Here is a 26,044-nt window from a genome sequence, read left to right as displayed (position 1 = left end):
GATAGAGCCCCGTTCCGATTCAATCGGAACGGAAAAGGCTCTAGCCAGCCGGGCTTGAGGCGGCTGATGGCAACACCTCGGTTCCGCCGAACGCGACCACCCGGCCGCGCCGCAGCATCACCACCTGCGTCGCCAGCTGGCGCATTTCGCCGGCGTCGTGGCTGACATAGACCATCGGCACATTGGCCTCGTCGCGCAGGCGGACGAGATAGGGCAGGATCTCCACCTTGCGTTCTTCGTCGAGCGAGCCCAAGGGCTCATCGAGCAGCAGCAATCTCGGCTGCGCCAATAGCGCCCGCCCCAGGGCGACGCGCTGGCGCTCGCCGCCGGAAAGCTGGCCTGGACGACGATCGAGCAGGCCGCCGATATCGAGCAGGTCGGTGACGCGCGTGCGCTGCGCGGCATCGTCGGCCAGCCGGTTCATCCGCCGGCCGTAGTCGAGATTTTGCCTGATATCGAGATGCGGAAACAGCCGCGCATCCTGGAACACGTAGCCGATGCGGCGGCGATGCGCCGGGACGTGCACGCGGTTGGCGGTGTCGTCGAGCGTCTCGCCATCGACGGCGATGACGCCGCGATCGGGCCGCAGCAATCCGGCGATGATGTTGATCAGCGAGGTCTTGCCGGCGCCGGAGGCGCCGAACAATCCGGTGACCCGGCCTTCGCTGGCGAACGAAGCTTCGATCGAGAATTCGCCAAGTTGTTTTGCGACGTCTACGCGCAGCATGGTCAATTCCCGTGCAGGCGTTTTGTGGCGCGCCGCGCGAACCATTCGGAGGCAACCAGCGCGGCCAGCGCGATGACGATGGATACCGCCACCAGCCGCAGCGCCGCGGCGTCGCCGTCCGGTGTCTGGATCAGCGAATAGATCGCCGACGAGATGGTCTGGGTTTCACCGGGAATATTCGACACGAAGGTGATGGTCGCGCCGAACTCGCCGAGCGCCTTGGCAAAGCCCAGCACCATGCCGGCCAGCACGCCCGGCAACGCCAGCGGCAGCGTGATGGTCAGGAACACGCGCCAGGGTGCTGCGCCCAGCGTGCCCGCGGCCTGCTCCAGCCGGCGATCGACCGCCTCGATCGACAACCGGATCGGCCGCACCAATAGCGGAAACGCCATAATGCCGCAGGCCAATGCTGCCCCGGTCCAGCGAAACGCGAACACGATGCCGAGATGGTCGGCGAGCCACGCGCCGACCAGGCCGCGCCGGCCGAAGGTCAGCAGCAGGAGGTAGCCGGTCACGACCGGCGGCAGCACCAGCGGCAGATGGATGGCCGCGTCGACCAGCGACTTGCCCCAGAAATCGCGCCGCGCCAGCAGCCACGCCAGCGCGATACCGAGCGGCGTCGCCACCAGCGTCGCAACCGCGGCGACCCGCAGCGAAAGCTGGATCGCCGTCCATTCGGTGGGCGAGAGGTCGAACATCAGGAAGTCGGTCGGATCAGGAACGAGAAGCCGTATTTCTCGAAGATGGCTTTGGCCGCCGGCGAGCGCAGGAAGGCCAGATAATTGACAGCTTCGGTTTTCGCCGTCCCCGTCGCGGCCACGGGATAGACGATGGCGGGGTGGGAGTCCGCCGGAAAGGCGCCGACGATCCTGACGCCGGGTTCGACTTTGGCGTCGGTCGCGTAGACGATGCCGAGCGGCGCTTCGCCGCGCGCCACCAGCGCCAGTGCGGCGCGCACGCTTTCGGCCATCGCGAATTTCGGTTCTGCCGCCTGCCAGGCGCCGAGTTTTTCCAGCGCGGCCCTGGCGTATTTGCCCACCGGCACCGCTCTCACATCGCCGGTCGCGATTCGGCCGTCGCCGGCGAGTTTCGAAAGATCGAAGCCCGGTCCGATCGTCACCTTGTCGAGTTTGGAATCCTTCGGCGCGATCAGCACGATGCTGTTGCCGAGCAGATTGACCCGCGTCAACTCGTTGATGGTGTTTTTGGTGATCGCATGGTCCATCCAGTCGATGTCGGCGGATACGAAAACATCGGCCGGCGCGCCCTGTTCGATCTGTTTGGCCAGTGCCGAACTCGCAGCGTAGCTGGCGACGATCCTGATTCCGGTCTTCGCGGTATAGGCGGCGTCGACCTCGTCGAGCGCGTTCTTCATCGAGGCTGCGGCGAACACCGTCAGGCTCTTGTCCTGCGCCAGCGCGGGCAACGCGGTCAATCCGAACAGGATCGTGAAAACAGTGAATAATCTGGCGAGACGGTTCATTGCGGCGCTCCATACGTGTCTGCGGCGCTACGCGCGCGCAAATCAGGCGTTGGTGAGAATTGGAATGCGACAGGCGGAAGCGCCGTTCCGCTGGTCCGGGGGATTTACGATCCGTCCGGACATCGCTGGGTGGAAGCTTACAGCATTGCCGGGACGGCGCAAAGGGTTCGCGCGGTCGGCGGCTATTGCCTGGCGTCCGGCGCGTTCAACACCGCTTTGCAGGCAGGCGGCAATTGCGCCAGCGTCATCGGCGGCCGCGGTTTCGGCGGCTCCTTCGGCGGCTTCGGGTGGATGATGGCATCCTTGAACCAGTAGGCAAGATCGCCGGGGCTGCAGCCCTCGCTTGCCGTCGGCTCCGGCTGGCTCTCGCATTCATCGCTGCCCGGCGGGCACTTGATGCGGACATGGAAGTGATAGTCGTGGCCGTACATCGGCCGCACCTTGTGCAGCCAGCTGCGGTCGCCCTTGGCTTCGCGGCACAACGCCTTCTTGATCGCGGCGTTGACGAAGATGCGCTGCACCGTCGGCTCCTGGGCCGCGGCGCGGATCACATTGAGATGGGTCGGCGTCCAGGTGCTGGGCTCGATGTCGAGCCGGTCGGAGCGCACCATCATGATTGCGGACAATTCCTCGCGCTCGTTGCGCGACAATTGCCGGTTCGGCATCGGCGTCAGCCAGATATCGGCATCCAGCCCGATTTGATGGCTGGCGTGCCCGGTCAGCATCGGGCCGCCGCGCGGCTGCGACATGTCGCCGACCAGTATGCCCGGCCAGCCGGCGTCCTTGTGCGCTTTGGCCGCCAGCCGCTCCACCAGCTTCACCAGGTCGGGATGCCCCCAGTTGCGGTTGCGCGACAGCCGCATCACCTGCCAGGTCGGGCCGTTGATCGGCAGCGCATCCGAACCCGCGATGCAGCCCTTGGCATAGAACCCGACCACGCGCGTCGGCATCGCCGTCGGCAGTACCTTGCGGCCGAACAGCTCCTTGGCGCCGAGCTTGGGATCGTTGGGGTTGGCCAGCGGCGGCAGCGGCTTCGGATTGACGCTGCCCTTGTCCTGCGCCAGCGCCATGCTGGCACTGACGACGACGGACAGCAGAAAGAGCAAAGTGAGAATCGGGCGGGGGCTCATCGGATCACTCTATCGCGCAAAACCTAGCAGATGATGGCGCGGCGCTGGTACTCGCGGCGGTATTACAACTCGCCGATGCCGCATTCGATCTTCTTCTATCATGGCTTCGCCATTCACGGCACCACCGAGCTGGCGCGGCTCGGCGGCCCGGCGTCGCATGGCTGCGTCCGGCTGCATCCGTCGCATGCGGCGGCGTTGTTCGCATGGGTCGAGCGCAGTGGCCCGCGCAACACGCTGATCGAGATTTCGAACTGGAGCGTTTTCGAGCGAAGCGGAAGCCGGTCGCGTGAAGAACACGCGTCAAAACAAGAAACTGGCGGCGCGTTCCTTAACCGTCCGATAACCCTGTCGAGTATTGACGAAAATTCGTGCGACGCCGCGGAAATTCGCGCGGTCATTGTGCAGTCTTGATCTAGATCAACTATCCGCCGGCGATTCTGCCGCGCGCATTCGCCGATACCGCCGATCTTGCACCGTGGGACAACTTTCGTTGCGCGGATGTCCAGGATCTCGCCACTTAAACGGGCAGCTGAAACCTTAGTCTACCGGCGCCGATCCTCGCGGGCACGACGTCCCGCCGGCAAGTGTTACCATTTTTTCAGACACTTATCGGAGAACAGCGGCGCAGAATGCGAGTGGGCGTAAGCGAATGCAAAGTCAGCGGCGGAAGCCAGCCAAGAAAAAATCGAAGCACGCGGCGATTGCCCGCCTTCCCGGCCGGCCGGCAAAACCCAGTCCGAAACTCTCCCCTTCGAGCCGGCGCGTGGCAGCCGAGATCGGCGAGATCGTGCGCAAGCGCGCCGAGGCGGAAGCCGCGATCGCCGATGCGCGAAAATCCCACGAGCGGCTGCGCGAGGCGATCGACATCCTGCCGCAGGGCATCGTGTTCCTCGACGCCGAAGGGCGCTATATTCTCTGGAACAAGAAATATGCCGAGATCTACAATCGCAGCTCGGACCTGTTCAGGCCGGGCGCGAGGCTGCAGGATACGATCCGCATCGGCGTCGAGCGCGGCGACTATCCGGAAGCGATCGGCCGCGAAGAGGAATGGATCAAGGAGCGGCTGACAAGACTTTATCAGCCCGGCGAACGCCACGAGCAGACCCTCAGCGACGGCCGCTGTATCCTGATCGAGGAGCAGCTGACCGAGGACGGCGGTATCGTCGGCCTGCGCGTCGACATCACCGAGCTGAAGCAGCGCGAGGCTTCGTTCCGGCTGCTGTTCGACAGCAACCCGGTTCCGATGATCGTCTGTGCATTGGACGACGAGCGTATCCTCGGCGTCAACGCCGCCGCCATCGAGCATTACGGCTACAGCCGCGCCGAATTCGAGAAGCTGACCATCCGTAGCGTGCAGGCCTTCGAAACCGAATTGCCCTGGGGCGGGGACCGCTCCAGCGACGAGCAGACCGCGCGGACCTGGAAGCACGTCCGGGCCGACGGCGCGCTGATCGATCTGGCGATCTATTCGCGCCAGCTGGTCTACAACGACCAGCCCGCGGTACTGCTGGCGCTGATGGATATCACCGAGCGCAAGCGTGCCGAGGCGCGGCTCGCCTTCATGGCCCAGCACGACAGCCTGACCGGGCTGCCGAACCGCAATCTGCTGCGTCAGCAGATGGACGACGTCCTGCTGCATACGCGGCGCAGCGCCGAAAAGGTCGCGGTGCTGGTGCTCGGCCTCGACAATTTCAAGGCGGTCAACGATACGCTCGGCCACGGCATTGGCGACAAGCTGCTGCGCGGCGTCGCCAAGCGCCTGCGGTCGAGCTTGCGCGAGGAAGACGCGCTGGCCCGCCTCAACTCCGACGAGTTCGCGATCATCCAGAGCGGATTGACGCGCCCCGAGGATGCGGTGCTGCTGTCGAAGCGGTTGCTTGCGGCGATCGGAGAGACCTTTCTGCTGGACGGCCATTCGGTGGTCATCGGCGCCAGCATCGGCATCGCCATGGCGCCGGGTGACGGCGACGATTCCGAGAAGCTTCTCAAGAGCGCCGACATGGCGCTGTCGCGCGCCAAGAACGAGCAGCGCGGCACCTTCAGCTTCTTCGAACCCGGCATGGACGCCCGTGCTCAAAGCCGCCGCAGGATCGAAATCGATCTGCGCGACGCGATCCAGAACGACGTGTTGCGGCCGCATTATCAGCCGCTGATCGATCTGGCGACCGGTCGCATCACCGGCTTCGAGGCGCTGGTGCGCTGGCCGGACCCCGAGCGCGGCATGATATCGCCGGCCGAATTCATTCCGGTCGCCGAAGAGACCGGCCTGATCAATGCGCTGGGCGGATTGATGTTGCGCCGCGCCTGTACGGACGCCGCGCTCTGGCCCGACGACGTCCGTGTCGCGGTCAACCTGTCGCCGCTGCAGTTTCGTGTCGGCAACCTGCTGTCGCTGGTGATGGATGCGCTGAAGCAATCCGGCCTGCCGGCCAAGCAGCTGGAGCTGGAAATCACCGAAACGCTGCTTCTGGAAAAGAGCAGCCAGGTGCTGGCCACGCTGCACGCGCTGCGCGCGCTCGGCGTCCGCATCTCGATGGACGATTTCGGCACCGGCTATTCCAGCCTGAGCTATCTCAGGAGCTTTCCGTTCGACAAGATCAAGATCGATCAGTCGTTCGTGCGCGGCCTCGGCTCCAATCGCGATGCCCAGGCGATCGTGCGTTCGATCATCAGCCTCGGCAAGGGCCTCGGGGTCACCATCACCGCCGAAGGCGTCGAGACCGAAGCCGAACTGAGCTGCCTGCGCGCCGAAGGCTGCCACGAGGGGCAGGGCTTTCTGTTCAGCCGCGCGCGGCCGAACGCCGAGATCGTCAGCTTGCTGCAGGCGCAGCGCGGCGCGGAACCCGTCGCGCCGGTGGATGTCGACGAGGAAGCCGCGCTGGTGGCTTGAGAACGCTAGTCCGTCATTGCGAGCCAACGGGTCGCGCGAACGCGCGCCCGATGACAGGCTCCGCGAAGCAATCCATAGAGCAGCAAGGCAAGCTGGATTGCTTCGTCGCTTTGCTCCTCGCAATGACGACCTCGGGCTCATGCGCCGGAGTGATTGCGAGCTATTTCTCGCGCCCCGCCTTGCACTTGCTCCGATGATAGGTCAGCGCCAGCGCCACGCAGTGGCGCAGCGCCTGCTCGGAAATATCATCGTCCAAGGAGGTGCCGCCTCAGACGCCGGGAGGGGCGGAAAGGATCGTCTTGCCGACGTCTTCATAATGGGCGTCGCGGGCCTGGATCTGCTGGGCGATGGCGTGCATGTCGCGGAAGCGGCGCTCGAACTTGTTGGCGCGGAACACGGCGGTGGCGCCCGCCATGTGATAGGCGGCATCGACCACCGTGGTCGCCTGATGGATGGTCCAGGTCGTGGCCAGCCGAAGCGCCACCCGGTGCTGTTCGGTGACGGTGCCGTCGCGCGTGAGGTCGGCCCAGACCTCGCGGGCGGTGGCATAGAGATAGGCCCGCGCCGCGCGCAAATCGCCTTCGATGCGCCCGATCTGCCCCTGCACGGCATTGTTCTCGCGCATCGCCTTGATGCCGGCCGGGGTTTTGCTGCGCGCGAGCTCGATGGCGGCATCCAGCGTGGCGCGCGCGACGCCGACCGAGACTGCGGCAAAGCCGAGCCCGTATACCGAGTTGGTGGCGAGTCGGTAGAGCGGCCCGTTTTCGCGCAACGCCGAGGGCTCGTCGCGCAATGCAGCGTACTTCTCCGGGATGAACAGATTGTCGACCGAATAGGAGTCGGTGCCGGTGCCGTTGAGCCCGATCACGTCCCAGACGTCGTACATCGTGGCTTCCGTCGCCGGAAACAGGATGGTGCGCACCTCGGGCGAGCCGTCCGGCTTGCGCCGCGGCATGCCGTCGGCCTCGATGATCCTGACATGGGCGCCGAGCCAGCTCGCCTGGCGCGAGCCGCTGGCGAAATCCCAGCGCGCGGTGGCGCGGTAGCCGCCGGGCACGGCCTGGACCTCGTGGGCGATCGCACCCCAGGCGAGAATCCCGGGCGGTGTGTTGAAAATCTGATCAGCTGCGTCCTTGTCGAGATAGGCCGCGGTCATGGCGCAGACCGAGCACTGGCCGAGGCACCATGCGGTGGAGGCATCGGCCTTCGCCACTTCCTCCAGCATCTGCATGAAGATTTCGGGCGGAGCCTCGGCGCCGCCGAGGCTTTGCGGCAGCAGCGCCCGATAGAGCCCGTTCTCGATCAGGGCGGAAACCACCGGCTGGGTCAGCCGCCGCGTCCGCTCGATCTCGTCGGCCTCCTGCGCGATCAGCGGCGCCAGCGCCCGCGCGCGCTCGATCAGTCCGAAGCCGGGAAGTTTATTCATGCGTTTCCTCGCCCTTTTTGGGTTTTTTGGCTGGCGAAGCCGCAATGGTGGTCCATCCGCCGCCGCCGATCAAGATGGGGCTGGAGCATGGGGGGAGTCCGGATTCGGGGCTGCGCGTTTCAAAACGCCGCAACTTCCTGCTGGGATGTCCGTATTTCGCGTCGTGATCCCTTGCGTGATCCCTTGGGAGTACTTGGGAGTACGGGCCTTGGCGCAAAACGGCTTTCTGCTCATTGCCGATATTGCCGGCTACACCATGTTCCAGCGCGCCTCGAAGATCGCGCGGGAGCGGCTGGTAGCGGCGGATGCCGCGGCGGCGAGGGAGCAGAGGGCTGGTAGGCACTTCCGTCATTCCGGGGCGCGCGTCAGCGCGAACCCGGAATCTCGAGATTCCCCGATGTGCAACTGCACATCTGAGGTCTGCGCTTCGGGCATCCCGGAATGACCAGACATCGCCGCGCTTCACTTCCAGCTGTCCCAATCGTAAGCCGCCTCGATCCAGTCGTTGATGACCTCGTCTTCCGGATGCCTGGACAGTAGCGCTGCCTCGCGGCGGATTTCGTCCCGTACACGCGGGTCGCGAAGCTCTCGTCGAAGCCGCGCCAGTCTTCTACCCGGCGGCGGCCCGCGAGCCAGCTTTTTTCCAGTCTCCGGGCGCCAGAACCTTGCTCGCCGACAGGATTTCGATGCCAACGATGTGGCCTTCAGCATCGACATCGTACATGAAGGGTCCGGTTTTTTCGGTCCGGTCAACCTTGCCGCGTCCGACGGTGATATACACCGCGTCGGTCTCGGTATCGTAGGTTATGTCGGTCATGGCTTTCGCCTCACGCTCTGATTGAACAGAGCGCTTATAGCACCCCGTCATTCCGGGGCGCGAGTGAAACGAGCGAACCCGGAATCTCGAGATTCCCCGATGCGCAATTGCGCATCTGAGGTCTGCGCTTCGCGCATCCCGGAATGACGGAGCTAATTGCTCAACTATCCACCTTCAGCGCCGCAATAAACGCCTCCTGCGGGATGTCGGCCTTGCCGAACTGCCGCATCTTCTTGCCTTCCTTCTGCTTCCCCAGAAGGTTGCGCTTGCGGGTGAGGTTGGATCGCGCCGGTTTCGATGGGTTTGGCGAGGGCCCCAACGGTCGCACGTGCTGCGATGATGGCGTCGTGCCGCTGATTTGCCCGACGAGGCTGGGCAAGAATGCTGATTATGAGGCTGGGGTGGCGCGGAAAGGACTGACTGCGAGCCACAGCAGGATTCTAGTCCGGAAGGGCCGCAAAGCAAGCTGAAGGGCGCGCAGAGTGCTTATAGGAAGGTTTTCGCGGGCAATGGCGCCTTTTCAAGGTACGCGACGAAGCGGTCGAAGCCGAGAATGTTGAGCACGCGAGTGAAATTGTAGCAGAGGGCCATCAGGCTCCATTCGCCACGGACCTTGTCGAAGCCGCGCACGAGAAAGTGCTGATACCCGGCGCGGCATTTGAGCGTTCCAAAGGGATGCTCGACGATGGCGGAACGGCGGCGCATCAATTTTTTGGCCTCCTCACTTTCCATCCTCGCGCGGTGACGTTCGAGAACATCCTCGTGTTCCCAGCGAGCGATGCTCCGGTAAGGTGCCTTCGGGGCGAGACACTGCGCTCTCAGAGGACAGGCTGCGCAGGCCGCCTTGCGCCCCAGGTAGCGGATCTCGACGCGGCCGCTCGCATTCTTCCAGCGCCCTTCCGTTGGACGCAGCAGTTCTCCGGTCGGGCAACGGTAGACGTCGGCGCTCGCATCGTAGCGGAAATCCTTGCGGCTAAAGCGACCCTCCTCGAGCTTGCCATTGCCCTCATGCATCGGCACATAGGCTTTGATGCCGTCATCCTCGCAGGCCTTCAGGTCCTCGCTATTGTAATAGCCGGTATCGGCCGCCACCCGCAGGGTCTCCACATCGAGAACCTCTTTTGCCGCGTTTGCCATCTCATGAAGGTGGCCTGCATCGCTGCGATTGACGACCTCGCTGGTAACAATGAGCATGTGCTTGTCGTCGACAACGCTCTGCACGTTGTAGCCCGCAATGGTCTGATCGCCCTTGCTCAGAAGCCTCGCGTCGGGATCGGTCTTCGAGAGTTGCCCCTTGTTGCTTGTCTCCAAGTCCTTGAGGTCGGCTTGCGCGCGTTCGCGCCGGGCCATCAGCTCCTTCACCTTCTCGCCGACGTCGCCACTACCACCCTTGCCGTCGCCCCGCGAACCGTCGCTTCGCTGCTTGGCCTCTTCCGCATCATTGGCTTCGAGAGCCTTGCCATAGGCCTCGATCTCCTTGTCCAAGGCGGCGATCTGTTTGGTCAGCCTCCTTTGCGTGAAGATGCTTCCCTTGCTGGCGTTGCCGTGGAACAAGGCGCCGTCGAGCGCAACAAGGCTCCCTCCGATCAGATCGAGTTCGCGAAGCAGCAGCACGAAACTGCGGTTCGCGGCCTTCAGCGCTGCCCAGTTCTCCTTGCGGAAGTTGGCGATCGTCCGATAGCCCGGCCTCAGGTTCTTCAACAGCCAGATCAGCTCCAGATTGCGACCTGCTTCCCGTTCCAGCCGGCGCGATGATCTGACTTGGTTGATGTAGCCGTACAGATACAGCTTCAACAGATCGGCCGGATCGTACGGTGGCTGCCCCATCTCGTCCGCCCCGCGCGCCGCATGGAGGAAACCGAGCTTTGCAAGGTCGAGGGCACACACAAAGCTCTCGATCGCCCGCACCGGGTTGTTCGGCCCGACATAATCCTCAATCCGTGGAGGAAGCAGGCTGGTCTGATCCCGGCTCGCGCCGGTCTTGAATGTGCGATTCGTCATGAACCGAATCGTACATCAACTCCTCAAAATGCCGAGTTCTTGCTCAGCCTCGACGTGTCAAATGGTTTTGCAAGACGTCAGGCATCACGCCGGCAGTCGTCGGCTACTTTGCATGGGGTTGTTTTCGATATTTTTGTTGTCCGGTCGCGAGAGGCTCGCACCGGACCTGTCTCGTCCCGCTTGAGGCGGTTGAGCATTCGCCTCAGCTATCCACCTTCAGCGCCGCAATGAACGCTTCCTGCGGGATGTCGACCTTGCCGAACTGCCGCATCTTCTTCTTGCCTTCCTTCTGCTTCTCCAGAAGTTTGCGTTTGCGGGTGATGTCGCCGCCGTAGCACTTTGCCGTGACGTCCTTGCGCAGCGCGCGGACGGTTTCGCGGGCGATTACCTTGCCGCCGATCGCGGCCTGGATCGGGATCTGGAACATGTGCGGCGGGATCAGTTCCTTCATCCGCTCGACCATGGCGCGGCCGCGGCCTTCGGCACGGGTGCGATGCACCAGCATCGACAGCGCGTCCACCGGCTCGTTGTTGACCAGGATCTGCATCTTGACCAGATCGGCCGGCTTGTAGTCGGTGAGGTGATAGTCGAACGAGGCATAGCCCTTGGAGACCGACTTCAGCCGGTCGTAGAAATCGAACACCACCTCGTTGAGCGGCAGGTCGTATTTCACCATCGCGCGCGAGCCGACGTAAGTCAGCTCCTTCTGCGAACCGCGGCGGTCTTGGCAGAGTTTCAAGACGCTGCCGAGATATTCGTCGGGGGTCAGGATGGTGGCCTCGATCCACGGTTCCTGGATTTCGGCGATCTTGACCACGTCGGGCATGTCGACGGGATTGTGGATCTCGATCTCCTGGCCGTCGGTGAGGTGCATCTTGTAGATCACGCTCGGCGCGGTCGCGATCAGGTTGAGATCGAACTCGCGCGACAAGCGTTCCTGGATGATCTCCAGATGCAGCAGCCCGAGGAAGCCGCAGCGGAAGCCGAAGCCGAGGGCGGCGGAAGTTTCCATCTCGAACGAGAAGCTGGCGTCGTTGAGACGCAGCTTGCCCATCGCCGCGCGCAGCGTTTCGAAATCGTCGGCGTCGACCGGGAACAGGCCGCAGAACACCACCGGGATCGCCGGCTTGAAGCCGGGCAGCATCTCGGTGACCGGCTTCCTGTCGTCGGTGATGGTGTCGCCGACGCGGGTGTCGGCGACTTCCTTGATCGCGGCGGTGATGAAGCCGATCTCGCCGGGGCCGAGTTCGTCGACCTGCGTCATCTTCGGCGTGAAGAAGCCGACGCGCTCGACGTCGTAGGCGGCGTTGGTGCCCATCATCCGGATGCGGCTATTCTTCTTCATCACGCCGTCGACGATCCGCACCAGCACCACGACGCCGAGATAGACGTCGTACCAGCTGTCGACCAGCAGCGCCTTCAAGGTGGCGTCGCGGTCGCCCTTCGGCGGCGGCAAGCGGGTGACGATCGCTTCCAGTACGTCGGGAACGCCCAAGCCCGTCTTGGCCGAGATCAACACGGCTTCCGACGCGTCGATGCCGATGACGTCTTCGATCTGCTGCTTGACCTTCTCGGGTTCCGCGGCGGGCAGGTCGACCTTGTTGAGGACCGGCACGATCTCATGATTGTTGTCGAGCGCCTGATAGACGTTGGCGAGCGTCTGCGCCTCGACGCCCTGGCTGGCATCGACCACCAGCAGCGATCCCTCACAGGCCGCCAGCGAGCGCGAGACTTCGTAGGCGAAGTCGACATGGCCCGGCGTGTCCATCAGATTGAAGATGTAATCCTTGCCGTCCTTGGCATGATAGTTGAGCCGGACGGTCTGCGCCTTGATGGTGATGCCGCGCTCGCGCTCGATATCCATGGAATCGAGCACTTGTTCCTTGCCCGCCATTTCGCGATCCGTCAGGCCCCCGGTCATCTGGATCAGGCGGTCGGCGAGCGTCGATTTGCCATGGTCGATATGGGCGACGATGGCGAAGTTGCGGATGTTGGAAATGGGGACGGTTGTCATGGGCGCGGGATAGCATTCGCGCCCCCCAGCGGCAACCATATTGCGCTGTTTTTGCAGGCTTCTTCACGCTAAGCTGATTCCACTGAGGGCGAAAACGCGCTACGCAAAGGGTCATGTCGACTGCATCATTTTTGCCCGCGGCTTCGCGCGCGCGCCGCAGGCCGGGCCTCAGGCGATTGGCGGCCTGGCTCGCGGCGAATGCCTGCGATCCCAGGGCCGGGCTCTGGCTGGTGATCGGCTTTGCCGCCGCCCATGCCGTGCTCTGGACCCTCATCCTGATCAATCTCAAGGCGGCGCAGGACGTCCATATGGACGTCGCCGAAGCCTTCGCCTGGGGCCAGAAGTTCCAGTTCGGCTACGGCAAGCATCCGCCGCTGTCCGGCTGGGTCGCCGGTCTCTGGTTCAAGGTCTTCCCGGTCGCCGACTGGGCGACCTATGCGCTGGCGATGACGACGCTCGGCTGCGGGCTCGTGATCTCGTGGCTGATCGCCTTGCGCGTGGTGGATCGCCGCCGCGCCTTCTTCGTCGTGGTGATGCTCGCGCTTTATCCGATCTTCAATTTCAAGGGCTTCAAGTACAATGCGGACCTGCTGCAGCTCGTCACCCTGCCGCTGGTGGTGCTGGCCTATCTGAATGCGTTTGAAAAACGCAGCGTGAAATCGGGTCTGTGGCTGGGCCTCGCCGGCGCGCTGGCGCTGATGACCAAATACTGGGTGCTGACCATGATCGGCGCCATCGGGCTCGCCGCACTGCTGCATCCCGACCGCTTGTTGTTCCTGCGCTCGCCGGCGCCGTGGGTCGCGATCGCCATCCTGGCGGTGGCGATGCTGCCGCATCTCTGGTGGCTGCGCGAAGTCGATTTCGTGCCGCTGACCTATGCCGGCGATGTCTATGGGCTGTCGAACCGCGCGCAAAGCATCCAGCTCGTGTTGGGTTACATCGGCCACAATCTCGCGCTGCTCGCCATTCCGGTGGCGCTGGCGGCGCTGGCCCTCGCCTGGCGACCGCTGTCCTGGGCGACGCTGACGCGACGGCCGTCGGCATGGTTCGCGCGCAACTGGTCGCGCGGTGCCAACACGGCTGTGGACTTGCCGCAGGCGCGCAATATCTGGATCATCCAGGCGATCGTCGCGGTCGGGCCGCCGCTCGGCGGCCTTTTCTTCACGGTCTATATGAAGACCGATTGGGGAATTTCGCTGTTCTTCCTGACGCCGCTGGCGCTGGCCGCGATCCCTGCGCTGCGCATGCAGAAGATGGCGCTGGTTCATTTGGCCGCGATCTGGCTGGCGATCACGCTCGCGGTGCTCGCCGCCTCGCCCTGGATCGCGGCAAAGGAGATGGCGATCAATCCGAACGGGGCGGCGACCTACGGCGCGCGCTCCGAACTCGCCCGCGAACTGACGTTAGCCTGGCGCGCGCGGTTTCATTCACGCTGGGCGGTGGTCGCGGGCACCACGGAAATGAGCGAGCCGCTGGCGTTCTACAGCCCGGATCATCCGGCGCCGTTCACGCCCGGCGAAGTCTGGTCGTCGGGGCTGACGTCGCTCGATGAAGCCAAACGGCTCGGCTTCATCGGCGTCTGCGATACCACCGATGGCCGGCTGCCGATCTGCGAAGCGTGGATGAAGGCCAATGGCAAGGACGCCGAGCAACTGACCATCACCACGCAGCGCTTCTTCAAGGGACGGCCGGGACCGGCGATCACCTGGAAGGTCTTCATCGTGCCGCCGGCGAGGTAGGAAACCTACCTCATTGTCATTCCGGGGCGATGCGCAGCATCGAACCCGGAATCTCGAGATTCCGGGTCTGGTCCTTCGGACCATCCCGGAATGACAACGCGTCGGGCTCAAACGCCTTCTTCGTTGAACTTGCTGCCGACCAGTTCGGTGATCGCCTCGAGGGCGGCCTGCGCCTCGGGGCCGATGGCGGAGACGAGGATGGATGTGCCCGGTCCCGCCGACAGCATCATCAGTCCCATGATCGAGGTTCCGCCGACGGTTTCGCCGCCCTTGGTCACCCAGACCTCGGCGTTGAAGCGCTCGACCATCTGGACGAATTTTGCCGAAGCGCGCGCGTGCAGGCCGCGCTTGTTGATGATGGGAAGTTCCCGCGACACCGCGCCCGGCGGGACACCCGGCCCGGCATCGTTCGGGGGTGCCGCGCCATCCTCGCTCATTTGCCGGCGAGAACCCGGCTGGCGATGGTCACGTATTTGCGGCCGGCTTCCTGGGCCATGGCGATGGCGTCGGGCAGCGAACGCTCCTCGCGAACCTTGGCAAGCTTGACCAGCATGGGGAGATTGATGCCTGCGAGCACTTCCACCTTGGGACGGCTCATGCAGGAGATCGCGAGGTTGGAGGGCGTGCCGCCGAACATGTCGGTGAGGATAGCAACGCCGTCGCCACTGTCGACGCGGTTGACCGCCTCGATAATGTCACTTCGACATAAATCGGAATCGTCCTCGGCACCGATCGTGACGGCTTCGATTTGTTTTTGCGGACCCATGACATGTTCGAGCGCCGCCTTGAACTCGTCGGCAAGGCGCCCATGGGTCACAAGTACTAGACCAATCATCGGAAACTCCTCGCGGGTGCTTTTTGGTGCACCGCACGAACGCGCCACTTTGACCATCCAGAGCCCCCGCGCAAGAGGGGATCTTTGCGATTCTCCCGGAAATCAGCGGTAGGGAGGGAAGCCGGGGCCGGTCTATTCGGTCGCGATAGTGGGGCTGATATGGTTACCAATTCCCTTCGGGCAATCAGCCGAAGGTCGGGATGAAGGTGAATTCGCGGTCATGGTCAGTGCAGCGATGACGAGTGGCGCCGCCGCGTAACCAATTCCCACGGGAATTCTAGGTATTTCAATACCATGGATCCGTGTCCACAGCGCTTCCGGCTGCGGCAGGCGGTCCGCATCGGGCGCCGCGAGATCGACCACCAGGCCGACGATGGCCTCGGCCGCGAAGTCGCAAGCGCGGATCCCGAGCCCGCGAATCTCGATCAGGCCGGCCAGTTCGGCCGCCGGGTGGACCACGAGTTCCCCGTCACGCGCCTCGAGATGGACGCGATCGTCGCCGACCAGCACGGCCGGCGGTATCTGTCCCGAGCGCCCGGCAAGGATCAGATCGAACGCCAGGCGGGATTTGCCGGCGCCCGAGGCCCCCCGAATCAGCACCGCGCGCTTGCCCACCAGCACGGCGGATGCATGCACGCTCGCTGTCGCCGCCGCCGTCATGGCGCGGGCAGCCTGACCACGAAGCGCGCGCCGGCTACCGTCGGCTCGCCATCGGGTCCGGCGGCGCCGGGGCGATTCTCGGCCCAGATGCGCCCGCCATGGGCCTCGATGATCTGCTTGGAGATCGACAGGCCGAGGCCGGAATTCTGCCCAAAGCCCTGATGCGGCCGGTCGGTGTAGAAGCGCTCGAAGATCCGCTCCAGCGCATCCTCGCCGATCCCCGGCCCGTCGTCGTCGACCACGATTTCGATTTCGTTCTTCACGCGGCGACAGACGATCCGCACCTTGCCGCCGGCTTCGGAAAACGACTGCGCGTTGGAGAGCAGGTTGGAGATTACCTGTCCGAGCCGCGAATCATGACCCGGCACCGAGAAGGTGTCGTTGGGCCCGCGGCCCTCGAAGCGAACCTCGACGGCGACGTTGTTGCCGCGCCTTGTTTCATTGGAGACCGTGGTGAGCGCGGTCAGCAGGCGGCGCAGATCGACCGAGGTCATGTCCTGGCGCTGCAGTTCGGCATCGAGCCGGCTGGCGTCCGAGATGTCGGAGATCAGGCGGTCGAGCCGCTTGACGTCGTGCTCGATGACGGCCAGCAGCCGCGAGCGGCTGTTCTCGTTGCGCGCCAAGGGCAGCGTTTCGACGGCCGAGCGCAGCGAGGTCAGCGGGTTCTTCAATTCGTGGGCGACGTCGGCGGCGAACATCTCGATCGCCTCGATGCGGTTATAGAGCGCGTCCGTCATGTCGCGCAGCGCGCCGGAGAGATGCCCGATCTCGTCGCGGCGGCGGGTGAAATCCGGAATCTCGACGCGGGTGCGGATGCGGCGGCGGACGCGCTCGGCGCTGTCGGCGAGCCGGCGTACGGGCCCTGCGATGGTGCTCGCCAGCAGCAGCGACAGCATGATCATCACGGCGGCGGCGACGCCGCCGATTTTCAGGATCGCGAGCCGCTCGGCGGTCACCATCTGGTCGATGTCGTCGCCTTGCGTCGACAGCATCAAGGCGCCGTGCACTGCGCGAAACCGCTGCACCGGGACCGCGACCGAAACGATCACCTCGCCGCGGTCGTTGATGCGCACCATGCTGCTCTTCAGGCCGTCGAGCGCCTGTACGACTTCCTGATAGCCCTTGCCGTTCTCCGGCCCGAGCTCGCGATAGAGCGGCAGGTCGCCGCGGTTGAGCCAGGTGCGGATCGCGATCATCGAGCGCTCGGCCATGCCCGGCTTGTCGGACGACGGCGGCGGCAGCTCGAAGCGCATCACGTCGCCGCGGCCGTAGAGGCTGCGGCTGTCGAGGATCAGTCCACCGTCGCCGCCATAGATGCGGGCGCGGGTCTTGGTCGGCGAAATCAGCCGCCGCAGCACGGGAGCGACGCGCTCCGGATTGATCGGGAAATCCAGCCCGGAATATTCGTCCGGAACGCCGTAGGTCTCGCCCGGCTTCAGGTCGAGCAGCCGGTCGGGATCGATGGTGATGGTGTTGGTCTCGACGGTGGCGGAAGCTGCGATCGCACCGGCGATGATCTCGGCCTGCACCAGAAGGCTCTGCGCCTTCGCGTCGATCAGGCCGGCGCGGAACTGCGAGAGGTAAAGAATGCTCGCCACCAGCGCGACGAGGCCGGCGATGTTCAGGGAGACGATGCGGCGGGTGAGGCTGGAGAAGGACAGCGCGAAGAAAAACTGACCGGCGCGGCGCAAAAAGCCGAGCACCCGTTGCCCGCTGTGCGGCGGCGGGGTGTCGACGGCAGCGTCGCCCAGGGCGAGTGACGGCAAGGCACCCTCGGCATTCAGGCTTGGATCAGGCTGCGTTCGATCGAGCAATGGCCAAAACTGCCGGTTGTTTCGGGTTCCGTCGTCGGGATGTGCGTCGCCTCACCGCATCCTACCCGAGATGCGCGGGGGCGTCAGTCAACAAAACGCCCGTCGAACGCCCTCAAATCAGGTTTCCTTGAAGCGGTAGCCGACGCCATACAGGGTTTCGATCATCTCGAAATCGTCGTCCACCACCTTGAACTTCTTGCGCAGCCGCTTGATGTGGCTGTCGATGGTGCGATCGTCGACATAGACCTGATCGTCGTAGGCGGCGTCCATCAGGGCGTTGCGGCTCTTCACGACGCCAGGTCGCGTCGCCAGCGCCTGCAGGATCAGAAACTCCGTCACCGTCAAGGTCACCGGCTCGTTCTTCCAGGTGCAGGTGTGGCGCTCCGGATCCATCCGGAGCAGGCCGCGGTCCAGCGCCTTGGCGTCGGTCTCCTTCGGAGCGGCGGTCGGATCCTTCGGCGCGGCGCGGCGCAGCACGGCCTTGACGCGCTCGACCAGGAGGCGCTGCGAGAACGGCTTGCGGATGAAATCGTCGGCGCCCATTTTGAGGCCGAACAATTCGTCGATTTCCTCATCCTTGGAGGTGAGGAAAATCACCGGCAGGTCGGACTTCTGCCGCAGCCGCCGCAGCGTCTCCATGCCGTCCATGCGCGGCATCTTGATGTCGAGGATCGCAAGGTCGGGCGGTGAGGTGCGGAAGCCGTCGAGCGCGGAGGCGCCATCCGTGTAGGTCATGATGCGATAGCCCTCGGCTTCGAGCGCGATCGAGACGGATGTGAGAATGTTGCGGTCGTCGTCGACCAGGGCGATTGTGGGCATGAGCCTGCTTTCAGAAACACGTGTGGCTGAAACGGCAGCAATCCAGTGATGCGCCGCATATTTGGGCTTCGAACGCGGTCAACGAGCAATGCAAGCTGGGCTGAAGTGTGACCGAATTCCGCAAAACGCCCGAGCTATCGAAGGGCCCCAAACCTATATAGATACCCTTTCTGCCGGGAAAAGGCCCTTTTTGCAATGAGATATGGGGAACTGAGCAATGCAGCCCACCACTGATTTCGATGCCGGCCGGCTGGCCCGGTCGCTATTGCGCCGCAGCCGGCAGGGGGCGCTGGCGACCCTGATGACCGGCAGCGGCGACCCGTATTGCTCGCTGGTCAACGTCGCCAGCGCCCCCGACGGTTCCCCGATCCTGCTGATTTCCCGGCTGGCGCTGCATACAAGGAACATTCTCGGCGATGACAGGGTTTCGCTGATGCTGGACGAGCGGGCCGAGGGCGATCCGCTGGAGGGGGTCCGGATCATGCTGTTGGGCCGGGCCGAGGAGGCCGGGGCGGAACAAGGGGCGGTCCTGCGCCGCCGTTACCTCAGCGTCCATCCGTCCGCCGAAGGCTTTGTCGATTTCAAGGATTTCTCCTTCTTCCGGATCCGGCCCTCGGGCATGCATCTGGTGGCGGGTTTCGGGCGGATCGTCGACCTCCGGCCTGATCAGTTTCTGACCGATATCTCCGACGCCGGCGCGCTCGTGGAGGCCGAGCAAAACGCCATCGACCACATGAACGCAGATCACCGCGACGCGACTAAGCTGTACGCGACCCGGCTGCTCGGCGCGGAGGCCCTCGATTGGCTCTGCACCGGCTGTGATCCCGGCGGGCTCGACCTGCAGGCCGGCTCGAAAACCCTGCGGCTGGATTTTCCGGAGCGGGTGACCGGGCCGGGCGAGTTGCGAAAAATGCTGGTCAGGCTGGCAGGCGAGGCGCGGGCGAAGGCCTGACGAGAACTCGCCTCAACGCAAATGAAGCGAAGGGAGAACGCATCATCATGATCGGCGAAGGCGCCGCGATTAACAAATGTGGATTGTGCGTCGCAATACGGTGACGATCGCGGAGAATGGTCGCGCTACCGTGCGTCCAAACCTTTGAATATCGGCCGATTTGGCTCGCGTTGCGGCGGGCAATGCGCGGCCTCGACGAGCCGCCTTCGAATAAACCAAATATCGCGGCATCGGCTTGGCAAGCTTGGCGTTCATGAGTATTAGGTCGCCGGACATAGCCGGAAGGCTATATAGAAGGTCACCGCGACAGCGGCGCGTTTGGCGACATTCGCGCAGGAGATACGCGGGTTCCAGGAGGATTCTTCCAGTGCAAGAGACGGGAATACGTAACGGTGCCTTCGGCGCCGACAAATTCGGCTTAAGAAATCTCAGGCAGGTGCACTGGAATCTCGGTGCGCCACAGCTCTACCAGTACTCGCTGTCAGCGGGCGAGGCGGTGCTGTCCGCCGACGGCGCGCTGTGCGCCGATACCGGCGACTTCACCGGCCGCAGCCCGAAGGACAAGTTCACGGTGCGCGACGCCTCGACCGAGAACATGTGGTGGGGCGGCAACCAGTCGATCACATCGGAGCAGTTCGAGGCGCTGTATCAGGACTTCCTCAAGCACGCCGAAGGCAAGACGCTGTTTGCGCAGGACCTTTACGGCGGCGCCGATCCGAACTTCCAGATCAAGACCAGAGTGTTCACCGAACTCGCCTGGCATTCGCTGTTCATCCGCACGCTGTTGATCCGGCCCGAGGCCGCGGTAGTCAGGCATTTCATGCCCGAGCTGACCATGATCGACATGCCGAGCTTCCGCGCCGATCCGAAGCGTCACGGCGTGCGTTCGGAGAACGTGGTCGCGATCGACTTCGCCCGCAAGATCGTCCTGATCGGCGGGTCGCATTATGCCGGCGAGATGAAGAAGAGCGTGTTCACCACGCTGAACTATTATCTGCCCGCCAAGGGCGTGATGCCGATGCACTGCTCGGCCAATGTCGGGCCCAAGGGCGACAGCGCGATCTTCTTCGGTCTCTCCGGAACAGGAAAGACCACGCTGTCGGCCGATCCGAAGCGCACGCTGATCGGCGATGACGAGCACGGCTGGGGCAGCGAGGGCGTCTTCAACTTCGAGGGCGGCTGCTACGCCAAATGCATCAAGCTGTCGAAGGAAGCCGAGCCCGAGATCCACGCCGCGAGCAAGCGCTTCGGTGCCGTGCTCGAGAACGTGGTGCTCGACGAAGACACGCGGGTGCCGGATTTCGACGACGGTTCGAAGACCGAGAATACCCGCTCGGCCTACCCGCTCGACTTCATCCCCAACGCCTCGCGCACCGGCCGCGCCGGCCACCCGAAGAACGTGGTGATGCTGGCGGCGGACGCGTTCGGCATCCTGCCGCCGATCGCCAAACTGTCGCCGGCGCAGGCGATGTATCACTTCCTGTCCGGCTATACCGCCAAGGTCGCCGGCACAGAGCGCGGCCTCGGCAATGAGCCGCAGCCGGAATTCTCCACCTGCTTCGGCTCGCCGTTCCTTCCGCTCGATCCTTCGGTCTACGGCAACATGCTGCGCGAGCTGATCGCCAGGCACAATGTCGATTGCTGGCTGGTCAACACCGGCTGGACCGGCGGCAAGTTCGGTACCGGCTCCCGGATGCCGATCAAGGTGACCCGCGCGCTGTTGACCGCGGCCCTCGACGGTAGCTTGCGCAATGTCGAATTCCGCACCGACAAGTTTTTCGGCTTTGCGGTGCCGACCGCGTTGCCGGGGGTGCCGAGCGAGATCCTCGATCCCGTCAACACCTGGAAGGACAAGGCCGAGTTCGACAAGACGGCGCGCGCGCTGGTCGGCATGTTCCAGAAGAATTTCGCCAAGTTCGAAGCCCAGGTCGACGCCGACGTCCGCGCCGCCGCACCCGACCTCAAGCTCGCGGCGGAGTGAGTTTCGGAGGATCGTTTCCGTGAATCAAAAGGGCGGCCGCGAGGCCGCCCTTTTTTATTCGGTACCAGTCCCTCAGCTATTATCCGGCAGCACCGCATTGCTCGGCGTCCGGCGGTCGGTGATCTGCATGCCGAACAGGCTGCCGACCAGTTCGACCGCGACGCGTGCGGTGCGGCCGCGCTCGTCGAGAAACGGATTGAGTTCGACGATGTCGACCGAGCGCACCAATCCGCAATCGTGCAGCAGCTCCATGACCAGATGCGCCTCGCGATAGGTGGCGCCGCCCGGCACCGTGGTGCCGACGCCCGGCGCGACCGCCGGATCCAGAAAGTCGACGTCGAAAGACACATGCAGGACGCCGTCATGCGCCTTCACCTTTTCGATCACCCGCCGGATCAGGACCCCGACGCCGAACTCGTCGATCGCGCGCATGTCGGCGACCGCGATGGGACGCTCGCCGACGAGCTTCTTCTCCAGCGGATCGATCGAGCGGATTCCGAACAGATCGAGCCGGTCGCGACCGATCGAGACCCGCGGCTGGTCGCCGAGCAGGCGATCGAGGCCGGGCTCGCCGCACAGGAATGCCGCCGACATGCCGTGCATGTTGCCGGTCTCGGTCGTGTCGGGCGTGTTGTAGTCGGCATGGGCGTCGAGCCACAGCACGAACAGCGGCCGGTTCAATTCCTGCCAGTAACGCGCGACGCCGTTCACCGATCCCATCGACAGGCTGTGATCGCCGCCCATGAAGATCGGAACCGCGCCGGAACGCGCGAGCAGGAAGGCGCGCTCGCTGAGCGCGCGAATCCAGGTCTTGATGTCGTCATAGAACTTGGCGTTGGCCGGTGCCGGGCCGTCGCAGGGTGCGACCGCTGCCATCTTGAGGTCACCGTGATCCTCGACGGCAAATCCCAGCTGATCGAGCACCCGGCCGATGCCGGCCGTCCGCAGCGCATCAGGTCCCATCAGGGTGCCGCGCCGCGACGCGCCGATCTCGATGGGAACGCCGAGCAGGGCAATGCGCGGCTTGTTGGGTTCGGACATTCTAGGCCTTGAAATACGCGATCTGGGTCGTGGTCGCCAGCAGGCGTCCGTTCGGCGACCACAATTCGCCGTTCTGATCGCCATAGCTCTTGTGGAAGATCTTGGCGTCGGCGACCGCGAGCACGCGGGTGGTATCCTCGGCCGCGAGATCGTCCGCGTCGGCGTGAAAATAGGTCGTCAGCGACACCGTGCCGAACGGCACCATGGCGCGCGTGGCATGAAAGACCCGGCCGAAGAACGCGTCCGACATCGACATCAGCGACAGCATGTCGATCTTCCGGGGCACGCGGTCGCCGATCCATAGTTTGGAATAGGCGCTCGCAGGCTCGGCCGGCGGCGCCGTCCCGCTGAAATCCGGATTGCCCTCCATGAAGCGAAAATCATACTGATTGGCCCAGGTCGCCGCCATCTTGGGAAAGGGCCGGAGCTGTTCGAACGACTTGCCGTGCGGAAATGGCGCGGGCTGGTGCGTCCATGACGGACGGCGTTCGGCGAACACCGCGGTGGCCAGCGTCGCCACCTCGCCGCCGCCTTGCGTCAGCTCGACGCACCAGTGCTGCGACGAGCGGTTGGCCTTGACCAGGCGAATGTCGAGATCGAAGTCGCCTTGTTCGATCGGCGCGCAATAATTCACGGTCATGGCGAGCGGTGTGCCGGCCCGCTCCGGATGCTCCATCAGCGCCCGCAGGATGGTGGCGGCGGTGGCGCCGCCGAACGGGCCGACAAAGGCCCAGTAGTTCTCGCTGGTCTGCCCCTGCCAGCGGCTGTCGCCGGCAGTCACGCGCGTGGCCTCGTCGAAAAGGTGCGGGGTCTTGGTGAGCATTGGAGTCCCAGGAGTGCAGTTTCTGCTTTACCCGTCATTGCGAGCGAAGCGAAGCAATCCAGCTTCTTTCTTGTTTTGGCTGTGGATTGCTTCGCTTCGCTCGCAATGACAGTATTATTTTCAGGACCATTATCGGGCCAATCGCGCGTCAATTCAATGACGCGCAAGGTAATGGTTTTCCGATGATCCTAGCCGGCCCCGCGCTGCGCGCCCGGTTCCTGCAGGGTCCGCGGCGGGGCACCGCGCACCGGCACGTTCCAGATCTCCTCGGCATATTCGCGGATGGTGCGGTCGGACGAGAACCACGGCATTCGTGCCACGTTGAGGATGGAAGCCCGCGTCCATGCCGGCGCCACCTGCCAGCGCGCGTCGATGCTGCGCTGACATTCGTAATAGGAGTCGAAATCTGCGCTGACCATGTAGTGGTCGTGATGGCGCAGCGCGTGCGCGATCGATTCGAACCGGTCGGGGTCGCTGGGCGAGAATTTGCCGCACCCGATCGCGTTGATGGCGCGCGAAAGCTGCGGCGAGCGCCGGATGGCGTCGGTCGCATCCAGCCCCTGCTTGCGCCGCACCACCACGTCCATCGCCTCCATGCCGAAGATCGCGATGTTTTCCGCTCCTACGTGATCACGGATTTCGATGTTGGCGCCGTCCAGCGTTCCGATGGTCAGCGCGCCGTTCAGCGCGAGCTTCATGTTGCCGGTGCCGGAGGCTTCCATGCCTGCGGTCGAAATCTGCTCGGAGAGGTCGGCGGCGGGAATGATCACCTTGGCGAGGCTGACATTGTAGTCGGCGAGGAACACGATCTTGAGCTTTTCGCCGATCGCAGGGTCGTTGTTGACGATTTCGGCGACGTCGTTGATCAGCTTGATGATCAGCTTGGCGTAGCGATAGCTCGCCGCCGCCTTGCCGGCGAAAATCTTCACCCGAGGCACCCAGTCGCGCTGCGGGTCGTCCTTGATTGCGTGATAGAACGCCACGGCCTCGAGGATGTTGAGCAACTGCCGCTTGTATTCGTGGATGCGCTTGATCTGGATATCGAACAGCGCCGACGGGTCGATCTTGACATTGAGGCGTTCGCCGATCAGCCGCGCCAGCGCGGCCTTGTTGTGATGCTTGACGGCGCGGAACTGCTGCTGGAACGCGTTGTCGCTGGCGCGGGCCTCCAACAGTCCGAGCCGGGAGGGATCGTCGAGCACGGCCTCGCCGCAGGCCTCGCGCAACAGTTCGGTCAGCTTCGGATTGGCCAGCATCAGCCAGCGGCGGAAGGTGATGCCGTTGGTCTTGTTGGTGATGCGCCCCTGATAGAGATGATTGAGATCGTGGAACACGGTCTCCTTCATCAGGTCCGAATGCATCGCCGAGACGCCGTTGATGCGATGCGATCCGACGAACGCCAGTTGCCCCATCCTAACCCTGCGGCCGGACTTCTCGTCGATCAGGGACACCGAGGCCTTGAAATCGTCGTCGCCGGGGCAGCGCTCGTCGGCGAGCGCCAGATGGGTGACGTTGATGCGGTAGATGATTTCCAGATGGCGTGGCAGCATCCGCTCGAACAGTTCGACCGGCCAGGTCTCCAGCGCCTCCGGCAGCAGCGTGTGGTTGGTGTAGGACAGCGTTGCCACCGTGATCTTCCATGCCTCGTCCCAGCGGAAATTGTGCAGGTCGACCAGGATCCGCATCAGCTCGGCGACGGCGAGGCTCGGATGGGTGTCGTTGAGCTGCACCGCGGCCTTCGTCGCCAGCCCGCGCAACTGCCCGTCGGACGAAAGATGGCGCTTGACCAGGTCCTGCAGCGAGGCGGAGACGAAGAAATATTCCTGGCGCAGCCGCAGCTCGCGGCCCGCCGGGCTCTCGTCATTCGGATAGAGGAATTTGCAGATCGCTTCGGCGCGCGCCTCCTCGGCGCTGGCGCCGAGATAGTCGCCGGTGTTGAAGACGTCGAGATTGAGCGGATCGGCCGAGCGCGCCGACCACAGCCGCAGCGCGTTGACGTGCTGGCCGCGCCAGCCGACGATCGGAGTATCGTAGGCGACGGCTTTGACGGTTTCCGCCGGATGCCAGATGGCGCGGTCGCGGCCCTTGACTTCGACATGTTCGACGCCGCCGCCGAAATGCACGTGATAGACCACCTCTGGCCGCTGGAATTCCCAGGGATTGCCGAAAGAGAGCCATTCGTCGGGATATTCCTGCTGCCAGCCGTTGGCGATGATCTGGCGGAACAGGCCGAAATCGTAGCGGATGCCGTAGCCGATGGCGGGGATCGCCAGCGTCGCCATGCTCTCCATGAAGCACGCCGCCAGCCGTCCGAGACCGCCATTGCCGAGCGCCGCATCCGGCTCGCATTTGCGCAAATCGGACAGTCCGACGCCGAGATCGCCGAGCGCCGTCTCGAACACCGGCAGCAGGCCCATATTGTTCAGGGCGTCGGTGAACAGCCGCCCGATCAGGAATTCCAGGCTGAGATAGTAGACCCGCTTGCGGCCTTCGTCGTAGCTCTGCTTGTCCGTGATCAGCCAGCGGTGCACGATGCGGTCGCGCAGCGCCAGCGCCGCCGCCTTGTACCAGTCGCGCGTGGTCGCGATGCCGGCGTCCTTGCCTACCGCCAGCGTGAGCTTGACGAGGATCGCGCTCTTGATCTCGGCCAGCGCGAGTTCGTCGACGGGCTGGCCCGGTGCCGGAAAATTTCCTGGGAGAGATTGACCTGGCAAATCTCAAATCCTTCTGCGAGTCCCGGCAAAATGATACGCGCCTTGCGCAGGCGTCGAAACCGCCGGAGGCATTGTTGTGCACTGCGCGGCATGATTTTATGCAAGGACCGGGCCGATTTGACCGCCTCCGCGCCAGCAGGCTTTGGTGCTATCATCGGCTTGGAAGGACGAGATATCG

23 protein-coding genes and 1 pseudogene are annotated in these 26,044 nt (G+C 64.2%); 6 read left to right on the top strand and 18 right to left on the bottom strand.

Annotation, left to right across the window (positions count from 1 at the left end; translation table 11 throughout):
• Window positions 1-40 precede the first annotated feature (40 nt).
• From modC to mepA, 4 genes are all read right to left on the bottom strand, one after another.
• Window positions 41-727: a molybdenum ABC transporter ATP-binding protein gene (gene modC, locus KMZ29_RS25215; protein ID WP_215621707.1), complete on the bottom strand. Its 687-nt coding sequence runs from the start codon at window positions 725-727 to the stop codon at window positions 41-43.
• Window positions 728-729: 2 nt separating this feature from the next.
• Window positions 730-1,425 carry a molybdate ABC transporter permease subunit gene (gene modB / locus KMZ29_RS25210; protein ID WP_215621706.1) on the bottom strand — a complete coding sequence of 232 codons (696 nt, stop codon included), beginning with the start codon at window positions 1,423-1,425 and terminating at the stop codon, window positions 730-732.
• A complete protein-coding gene (gene modA / locus KMZ29_RS25205) occupies window positions 1,425-2,210 on the bottom strand; it encodes a molybdate ABC transporter substrate-binding protein (protein WP_215621705.1) in 786 nt (261 codons plus the stop codon). The genes modB and modA overlap by 1 nt, the downstream gene beginning before the upstream one ends.
• A 182-nt stretch (window positions 2,211-2,392) precedes the next feature.
• Window positions 2,393-3,340 carry a penicillin-insensitive murein endopeptidase gene (gene mepA / locus KMZ29_RS25200; RefSeq protein ID WP_215621704.1) on the bottom strand — a complete coding sequence of 316 codons (948 nt, stop codon included), beginning with the start codon at window positions 3,338-3,340 and terminating at the stop codon, window positions 2,393-2,395.
• A 30-nt stretch (window positions 3,341-3,370) separates the two neighbouring features.
• On the opposite strand from mepA, the gene KMZ29_RS25195 reads away from it, so the two are divergent.
• Both KMZ29_RS25195 and KMZ29_RS25190 read left to right on the top strand, forming a co-directional pair.
• On the top strand, window positions 3,371-3,751 hold the full coding sequence (locus tag KMZ29_RS25195; RefSeq protein ID WP_215621703.1) for a L,D-transpeptidase: 381 nt from the start codon (window positions 3,371-3,373) through the stop codon (window positions 3,749-3,751).
• Between the two features lie 238 nt (window positions 3,752-3,989).
• Window positions 3,990-6,230 carry a putative bifunctional diguanylate cyclase/phosphodiesterase gene (locus KMZ29_RS25190; RefSeq protein ID WP_215621702.1) on the top strand — a complete coding sequence of 747 codons (2,241 nt, stop codon included), beginning with the start codon at window positions 3,990-3,992 and terminating at the stop codon, window positions 6,228-6,230.
• Window positions 6,231-6,498: 268 nt separating this feature from the next.
• Here KMZ29_RS25190 and KMZ29_RS25185 read toward each other — a convergent pair whose 3' ends face one another.
• Window positions 6,499-7,656: an acyl-CoA dehydrogenase family protein gene (locus tag KMZ29_RS25185; protein WP_215621701.1), complete on the bottom strand. Its 1,158-nt coding sequence runs from the start codon at window positions 7,654-7,656 to the stop codon at window positions 6,499-6,501.
• Between KMZ29_RS25185 and KMZ29_RS25180 the strand changes: the two genes are divergently transcribed.
• Window positions 7,655-8,101, top strand: a complete 447-nt coding sequence (locus KMZ29_RS25180; protein WP_215621700.1) for a hypothetical protein — start codon at window positions 7,655-7,657, stop codon at window positions 8,099-8,101. The two genes, KMZ29_RS25185 and KMZ29_RS25180, sit on opposite strands and share 2 nt — an antisense overlap.
• Window positions 8,102-8,118: 17 nt before the next feature.
• Here KMZ29_RS25180 and KMZ29_RS25175 read toward each other — a convergent pair whose 3' ends face one another.
• From KMZ29_RS25175 to lepA, 5 genes and pseudogenes are all read right to left on the bottom strand, one after another.
• Window positions 8,119-8,367, bottom strand: coding sequence for an antitoxin MazE-like protein (locus tag KMZ29_RS25175; protein WP_215624406.1), 249 nt, complete (start codon window positions 8,365-8,367; stop codon window positions 8,119-8,121).
• Entirely contained in the window at window positions 8,267-8,473 is a 207-nt protein-coding gene (locus tag KMZ29_RS25170; protein ID WP_215621699.1) for a DUF2283 domain-containing protein, read from the bottom strand. The genes KMZ29_RS25175 and KMZ29_RS25170 overlap by 101 nt, the downstream gene beginning before the upstream one ends.
• Window positions 8,474-8,633: 160 nt before the next feature.
• Window positions 8,634-8,753 (bottom strand): annotated as a pseudogene (locus tag KMZ29_RS25165) (hypothetical protein); the annotation flags it as partial.
• 206 nt (window positions 8,754-8,959) lie between these two features.
• Window positions 8,960-10,474, bottom strand: a complete 1,515-nt coding sequence (locus tag KMZ29_RS25160; RefSeq protein WP_215620168.1) for an IS1182 family transposase — start codon at window positions 10,472-10,474, stop codon at window positions 8,960-8,962.
• A gap of 202 nt (window positions 10,475-10,676) precedes the next feature.
• Window positions 10,677-12,488, bottom strand: a complete 1,812-nt coding sequence (gene lepA / locus KMZ29_RS25155) for a translation elongation factor 4 (RefSeq protein ID WP_215621698.1) — start codon at window positions 12,486-12,488, stop codon at window positions 10,677-10,679.
• Window positions 12,489-12,601: 113 nt separating this feature from the next.
• Here lepA and KMZ29_RS25150 point away from each other — a divergent pair, with 113 nt between their 5' ends.
• Window positions 12,602-14,227, top strand: coding sequence for a glycosyltransferase family 39 protein (locus tag KMZ29_RS25150; protein ID WP_215621697.1), 1,626 nt, complete (start codon window positions 12,602-12,604; stop codon window positions 14,225-14,227).
• 107 nt (window positions 14,228-14,334) lie between these two features.
• On the opposite strand, the gene KMZ29_RS25145 is transcribed toward KMZ29_RS25150, so the two are convergent.
• The 5 genes from KMZ29_RS25145 to KMZ29_RS25125 all read right to left on the bottom strand — a co-directional run bounded on the left by KMZ29_RS25145 (window position 14,335) and on the right by KMZ29_RS25125 (window position 18,355).
• Window positions 14,335-14,664 carry an HPr family phosphocarrier protein gene (locus KMZ29_RS25145; protein WP_215621696.1) on the bottom strand — a complete coding sequence of 110 codons (330 nt, stop codon included), beginning with the start codon at window positions 14,662-14,664 and terminating at the stop codon, window positions 14,335-14,337.
• Window positions 14,661-15,062, bottom strand: coding sequence for a PTS sugar transporter subunit IIA (locus tag KMZ29_RS25140; protein WP_024509305.1), 402 nt, complete (start codon window positions 15,060-15,062; stop codon window positions 14,661-14,663). The genes KMZ29_RS25145 and KMZ29_RS25140 overlap by 4 nt, the downstream gene beginning before the upstream one ends.
• A gap of 132 nt (window positions 15,063-15,194) precedes the next feature.
• Window positions 15,195-15,722: an HPr kinase/phosphorylase gene (locus KMZ29_RS25135; RefSeq protein ID WP_215621695.1), complete on the bottom strand. Its 528-nt coding sequence runs from the start codon at window positions 15,720-15,722 to the stop codon at window positions 15,195-15,197.
• Window positions 15,719-17,536 carry a sensor histidine kinase gene (locus KMZ29_RS25130; RefSeq protein WP_215621694.1) on the bottom strand — a complete coding sequence of 606 codons (1,818 nt, stop codon included), beginning with the start codon at window positions 17,534-17,536 and terminating at the stop codon, window positions 15,719-15,721. The genes KMZ29_RS25135 and KMZ29_RS25130 overlap by 4 nt, the downstream gene beginning before the upstream one ends.
• Window positions 17,537-17,653: 117 nt before the next feature.
• On the bottom strand, window positions 17,654-18,355 hold the full coding sequence (locus tag KMZ29_RS25125) for a response regulator transcription factor (RefSeq protein ID WP_044412750.1): 702 nt from the start codon (window positions 18,353-18,355) through the stop codon (window positions 17,654-17,656).
• A 217-nt stretch (window positions 18,356-18,572) separates the two neighbouring features.
• Here KMZ29_RS25125 and KMZ29_RS25120 point away from each other — a divergent pair, with 217 nt between their 5' ends.
• Both KMZ29_RS25120 and KMZ29_RS25115 read left to right on the top strand, forming a co-directional pair.
• A complete protein-coding gene (locus tag KMZ29_RS25120; protein ID WP_215621693.1) occupies window positions 18,573-19,307 on the top strand; it encodes a HugZ family pyridoxamine 5'-phosphate oxidase in 735 nt (244 codons plus the stop codon).
• 367 nt (window positions 19,308-19,674) lie between these two features.
• Window positions 19,675-21,288 carry a phosphoenolpyruvate carboxykinase gene (locus tag KMZ29_RS25115; protein ID WP_215621692.1) on the top strand — a complete coding sequence of 538 codons (1,614 nt, stop codon included), beginning with the start codon at window positions 19,675-19,677 and terminating at the stop codon, window positions 21,286-21,288.
• Window positions 21,289-21,360: 72 nt separating this feature from the next.
• Here KMZ29_RS25115 and rocF read toward each other — a convergent pair whose 3' ends face one another.
• The 3 genes from rocF to KMZ29_RS25100 form a co-directional block, all read right to left on the bottom strand.
• Window positions 21,361-22,329, bottom strand: coding sequence for an arginase (gene rocF / locus KMZ29_RS25110; protein ID WP_215621691.1), 969 nt, complete (start codon window positions 22,327-22,329; stop codon window positions 21,361-21,363).
• A gap of 1 nt (window position 22,330) precedes the next feature.
• Window positions 22,331-23,152, bottom strand: a complete 822-nt coding sequence (locus KMZ29_RS25105) for an acyl-CoA thioesterase (protein ID WP_215621690.1) — start codon at window positions 23,150-23,152, stop codon at window positions 22,331-22,333.
• A gap of 188 nt (window positions 23,153-23,340) precedes the next feature.
• Window positions 23,341-25,866, bottom strand: coding sequence for a glycogen/starch/alpha-glucan phosphorylase (locus KMZ29_RS25100; protein WP_215621689.1), 2,526 nt, complete (start codon window positions 25,864-25,866; stop codon window positions 23,341-23,343).
• Window positions 25,867-26,044 lie beyond the last annotated feature (178 nt).

The organism is Bradyrhizobium sediminis, from assembly GCF_018736085.1.
GTDB classification, from domain to species: Bacteria; Pseudomonadota; Alphaproteobacteria; order Rhizobiales; family Xanthobacteraceae; genus Bradyrhizobium; species Bradyrhizobium sediminis.
The sequence above is the reverse complement of the archived record's forward strand: the minus strand, read 5'-3'. Positions and strand labels throughout refer to the sequence as shown.

Excerpts from the sequence above, each read along its gene's own strand:
- modC (WP_215621707.1), bottom strand. The coding sequence starts at position 727 with ATGCTGCGCGTAGACGTCGCAAAACAACTTGGCGAATTCTCGATCGAA.
- modB (WP_215621706.1), bottom strand. The coding sequence starts at position 1,425 with ATGTTCGACCTCTCGCCCACCGAATGGACGGCGATCCAGCTTTCGCTG.
- modA (WP_215621705.1), bottom strand. The coding sequence starts at position 2,210 with ATGAACCGTCTCGCCAGATTATTCACTGTTTTCACGATCCTGTTCGGA.
- mepA (WP_215621704.1), bottom strand. The coding sequence starts at position 3,340 with ATGAGCCCCCGCCCGATTCTCACTTTGCTCTTTCTGCTGTCCGTCGTC.
- KMZ29_RS25195 (WP_215621703.1), top strand. The coding sequence starts at position 3,371 with ATGATGGCGCGGCGCTGGTACTCGCGGCGGTATTACAACTCGCCGATG.
- KMZ29_RS25190 (WP_215621702.1), top strand. The coding sequence starts at position 3,990 with ATGCAAAGTCAGCGGCGGAAGCCAGCCAAGAAAAAATCGAAGCACGCG.
- KMZ29_RS25180 (WP_215621700.1), top strand. The coding sequence starts at position 7,655 with ATGCGTTTCCTCGCCCTTTTTGGGTTTTTTGGCTGGCGAAGCCGCAAT.
- KMZ29_RS25185 (WP_215621701.1), bottom strand. The coding sequence starts at position 7,656 with ATGAATAAACTTCCCGGCTTCGGACTGATCGAGCGCGCGCGGGCGCTG.
- KMZ29_RS25175 (WP_215624406.1), bottom strand. The coding sequence starts at position 8,367 with ATGCTGAAGGCCACATCGTTGGCATCGAAATCCTGTCGGCGAGCAAGG.
- KMZ29_RS25170 (WP_215621699.1), bottom strand. The coding sequence starts at position 8,473 with ATGACCGACATAACCTACGATACCGAGACCGACGCGGTGTATATCACC.
- KMZ29_RS25160 (WP_215620168.1), bottom strand. The coding sequence starts at position 10,474 with ATGACGAATCGCACATTCAAGACCGGCGCGAGCCGGGATCAGACCAGC.
- lepA (WP_215621698.1), bottom strand. The coding sequence starts at position 12,488 with ATGACAACCGTCCCCATTTCCAACATCCGCAACTTCGCCATCGTCGCC.
- KMZ29_RS25150 (WP_215621697.1), top strand. The coding sequence starts at position 12,602 with ATGTCGACTGCATCATTTTTGCCCGCGGCTTCGCGCGCGCGCCGCAGG.
- KMZ29_RS25145 (WP_215621696.1), bottom strand. The coding sequence starts at position 14,664 with ATGAGCGAGGATGGCGCGGCACCCCCGAACGATGCCGGGCCGGGTGTC.
- KMZ29_RS25140 (WP_024509305.1), bottom strand. The coding sequence starts at position 15,062 with ATGATTGGTCTAGTACTTGTGACCCATGGGCGCCTTGCCGACGAGTTC.
- KMZ29_RS25135 (WP_215621695.1), bottom strand. The coding sequence starts at position 15,722 with ATGACGGCGGCGGCGACAGCGAGCGTGCATGCATCCGCCGTGCTGGTG.
- KMZ29_RS25125 (WP_044412750.1), bottom strand. The coding sequence starts at position 18,355 with ATGCCCACAATCGCCCTGGTCGACGACGACCGCAACATTCTCACATCC.
- KMZ29_RS25120 (WP_215621693.1), top strand. The coding sequence starts at position 18,573 with ATGCAGCCCACCACTGATTTCGATGCCGGCCGGCTGGCCCGGTCGCTA.
- rocF (WP_215621691.1), bottom strand. The coding sequence starts at position 22,329 with ATGTCCGAACCCAACAAGCCGCGCATTGCCCTGCTCGGCGTTCCCATC.
- KMZ29_RS25105 (WP_215621690.1), bottom strand. The coding sequence starts at position 23,152 with ATGCTCACCAAGACCCCGCACCTTTTCGACGAGGCCACGCGCGTGACT.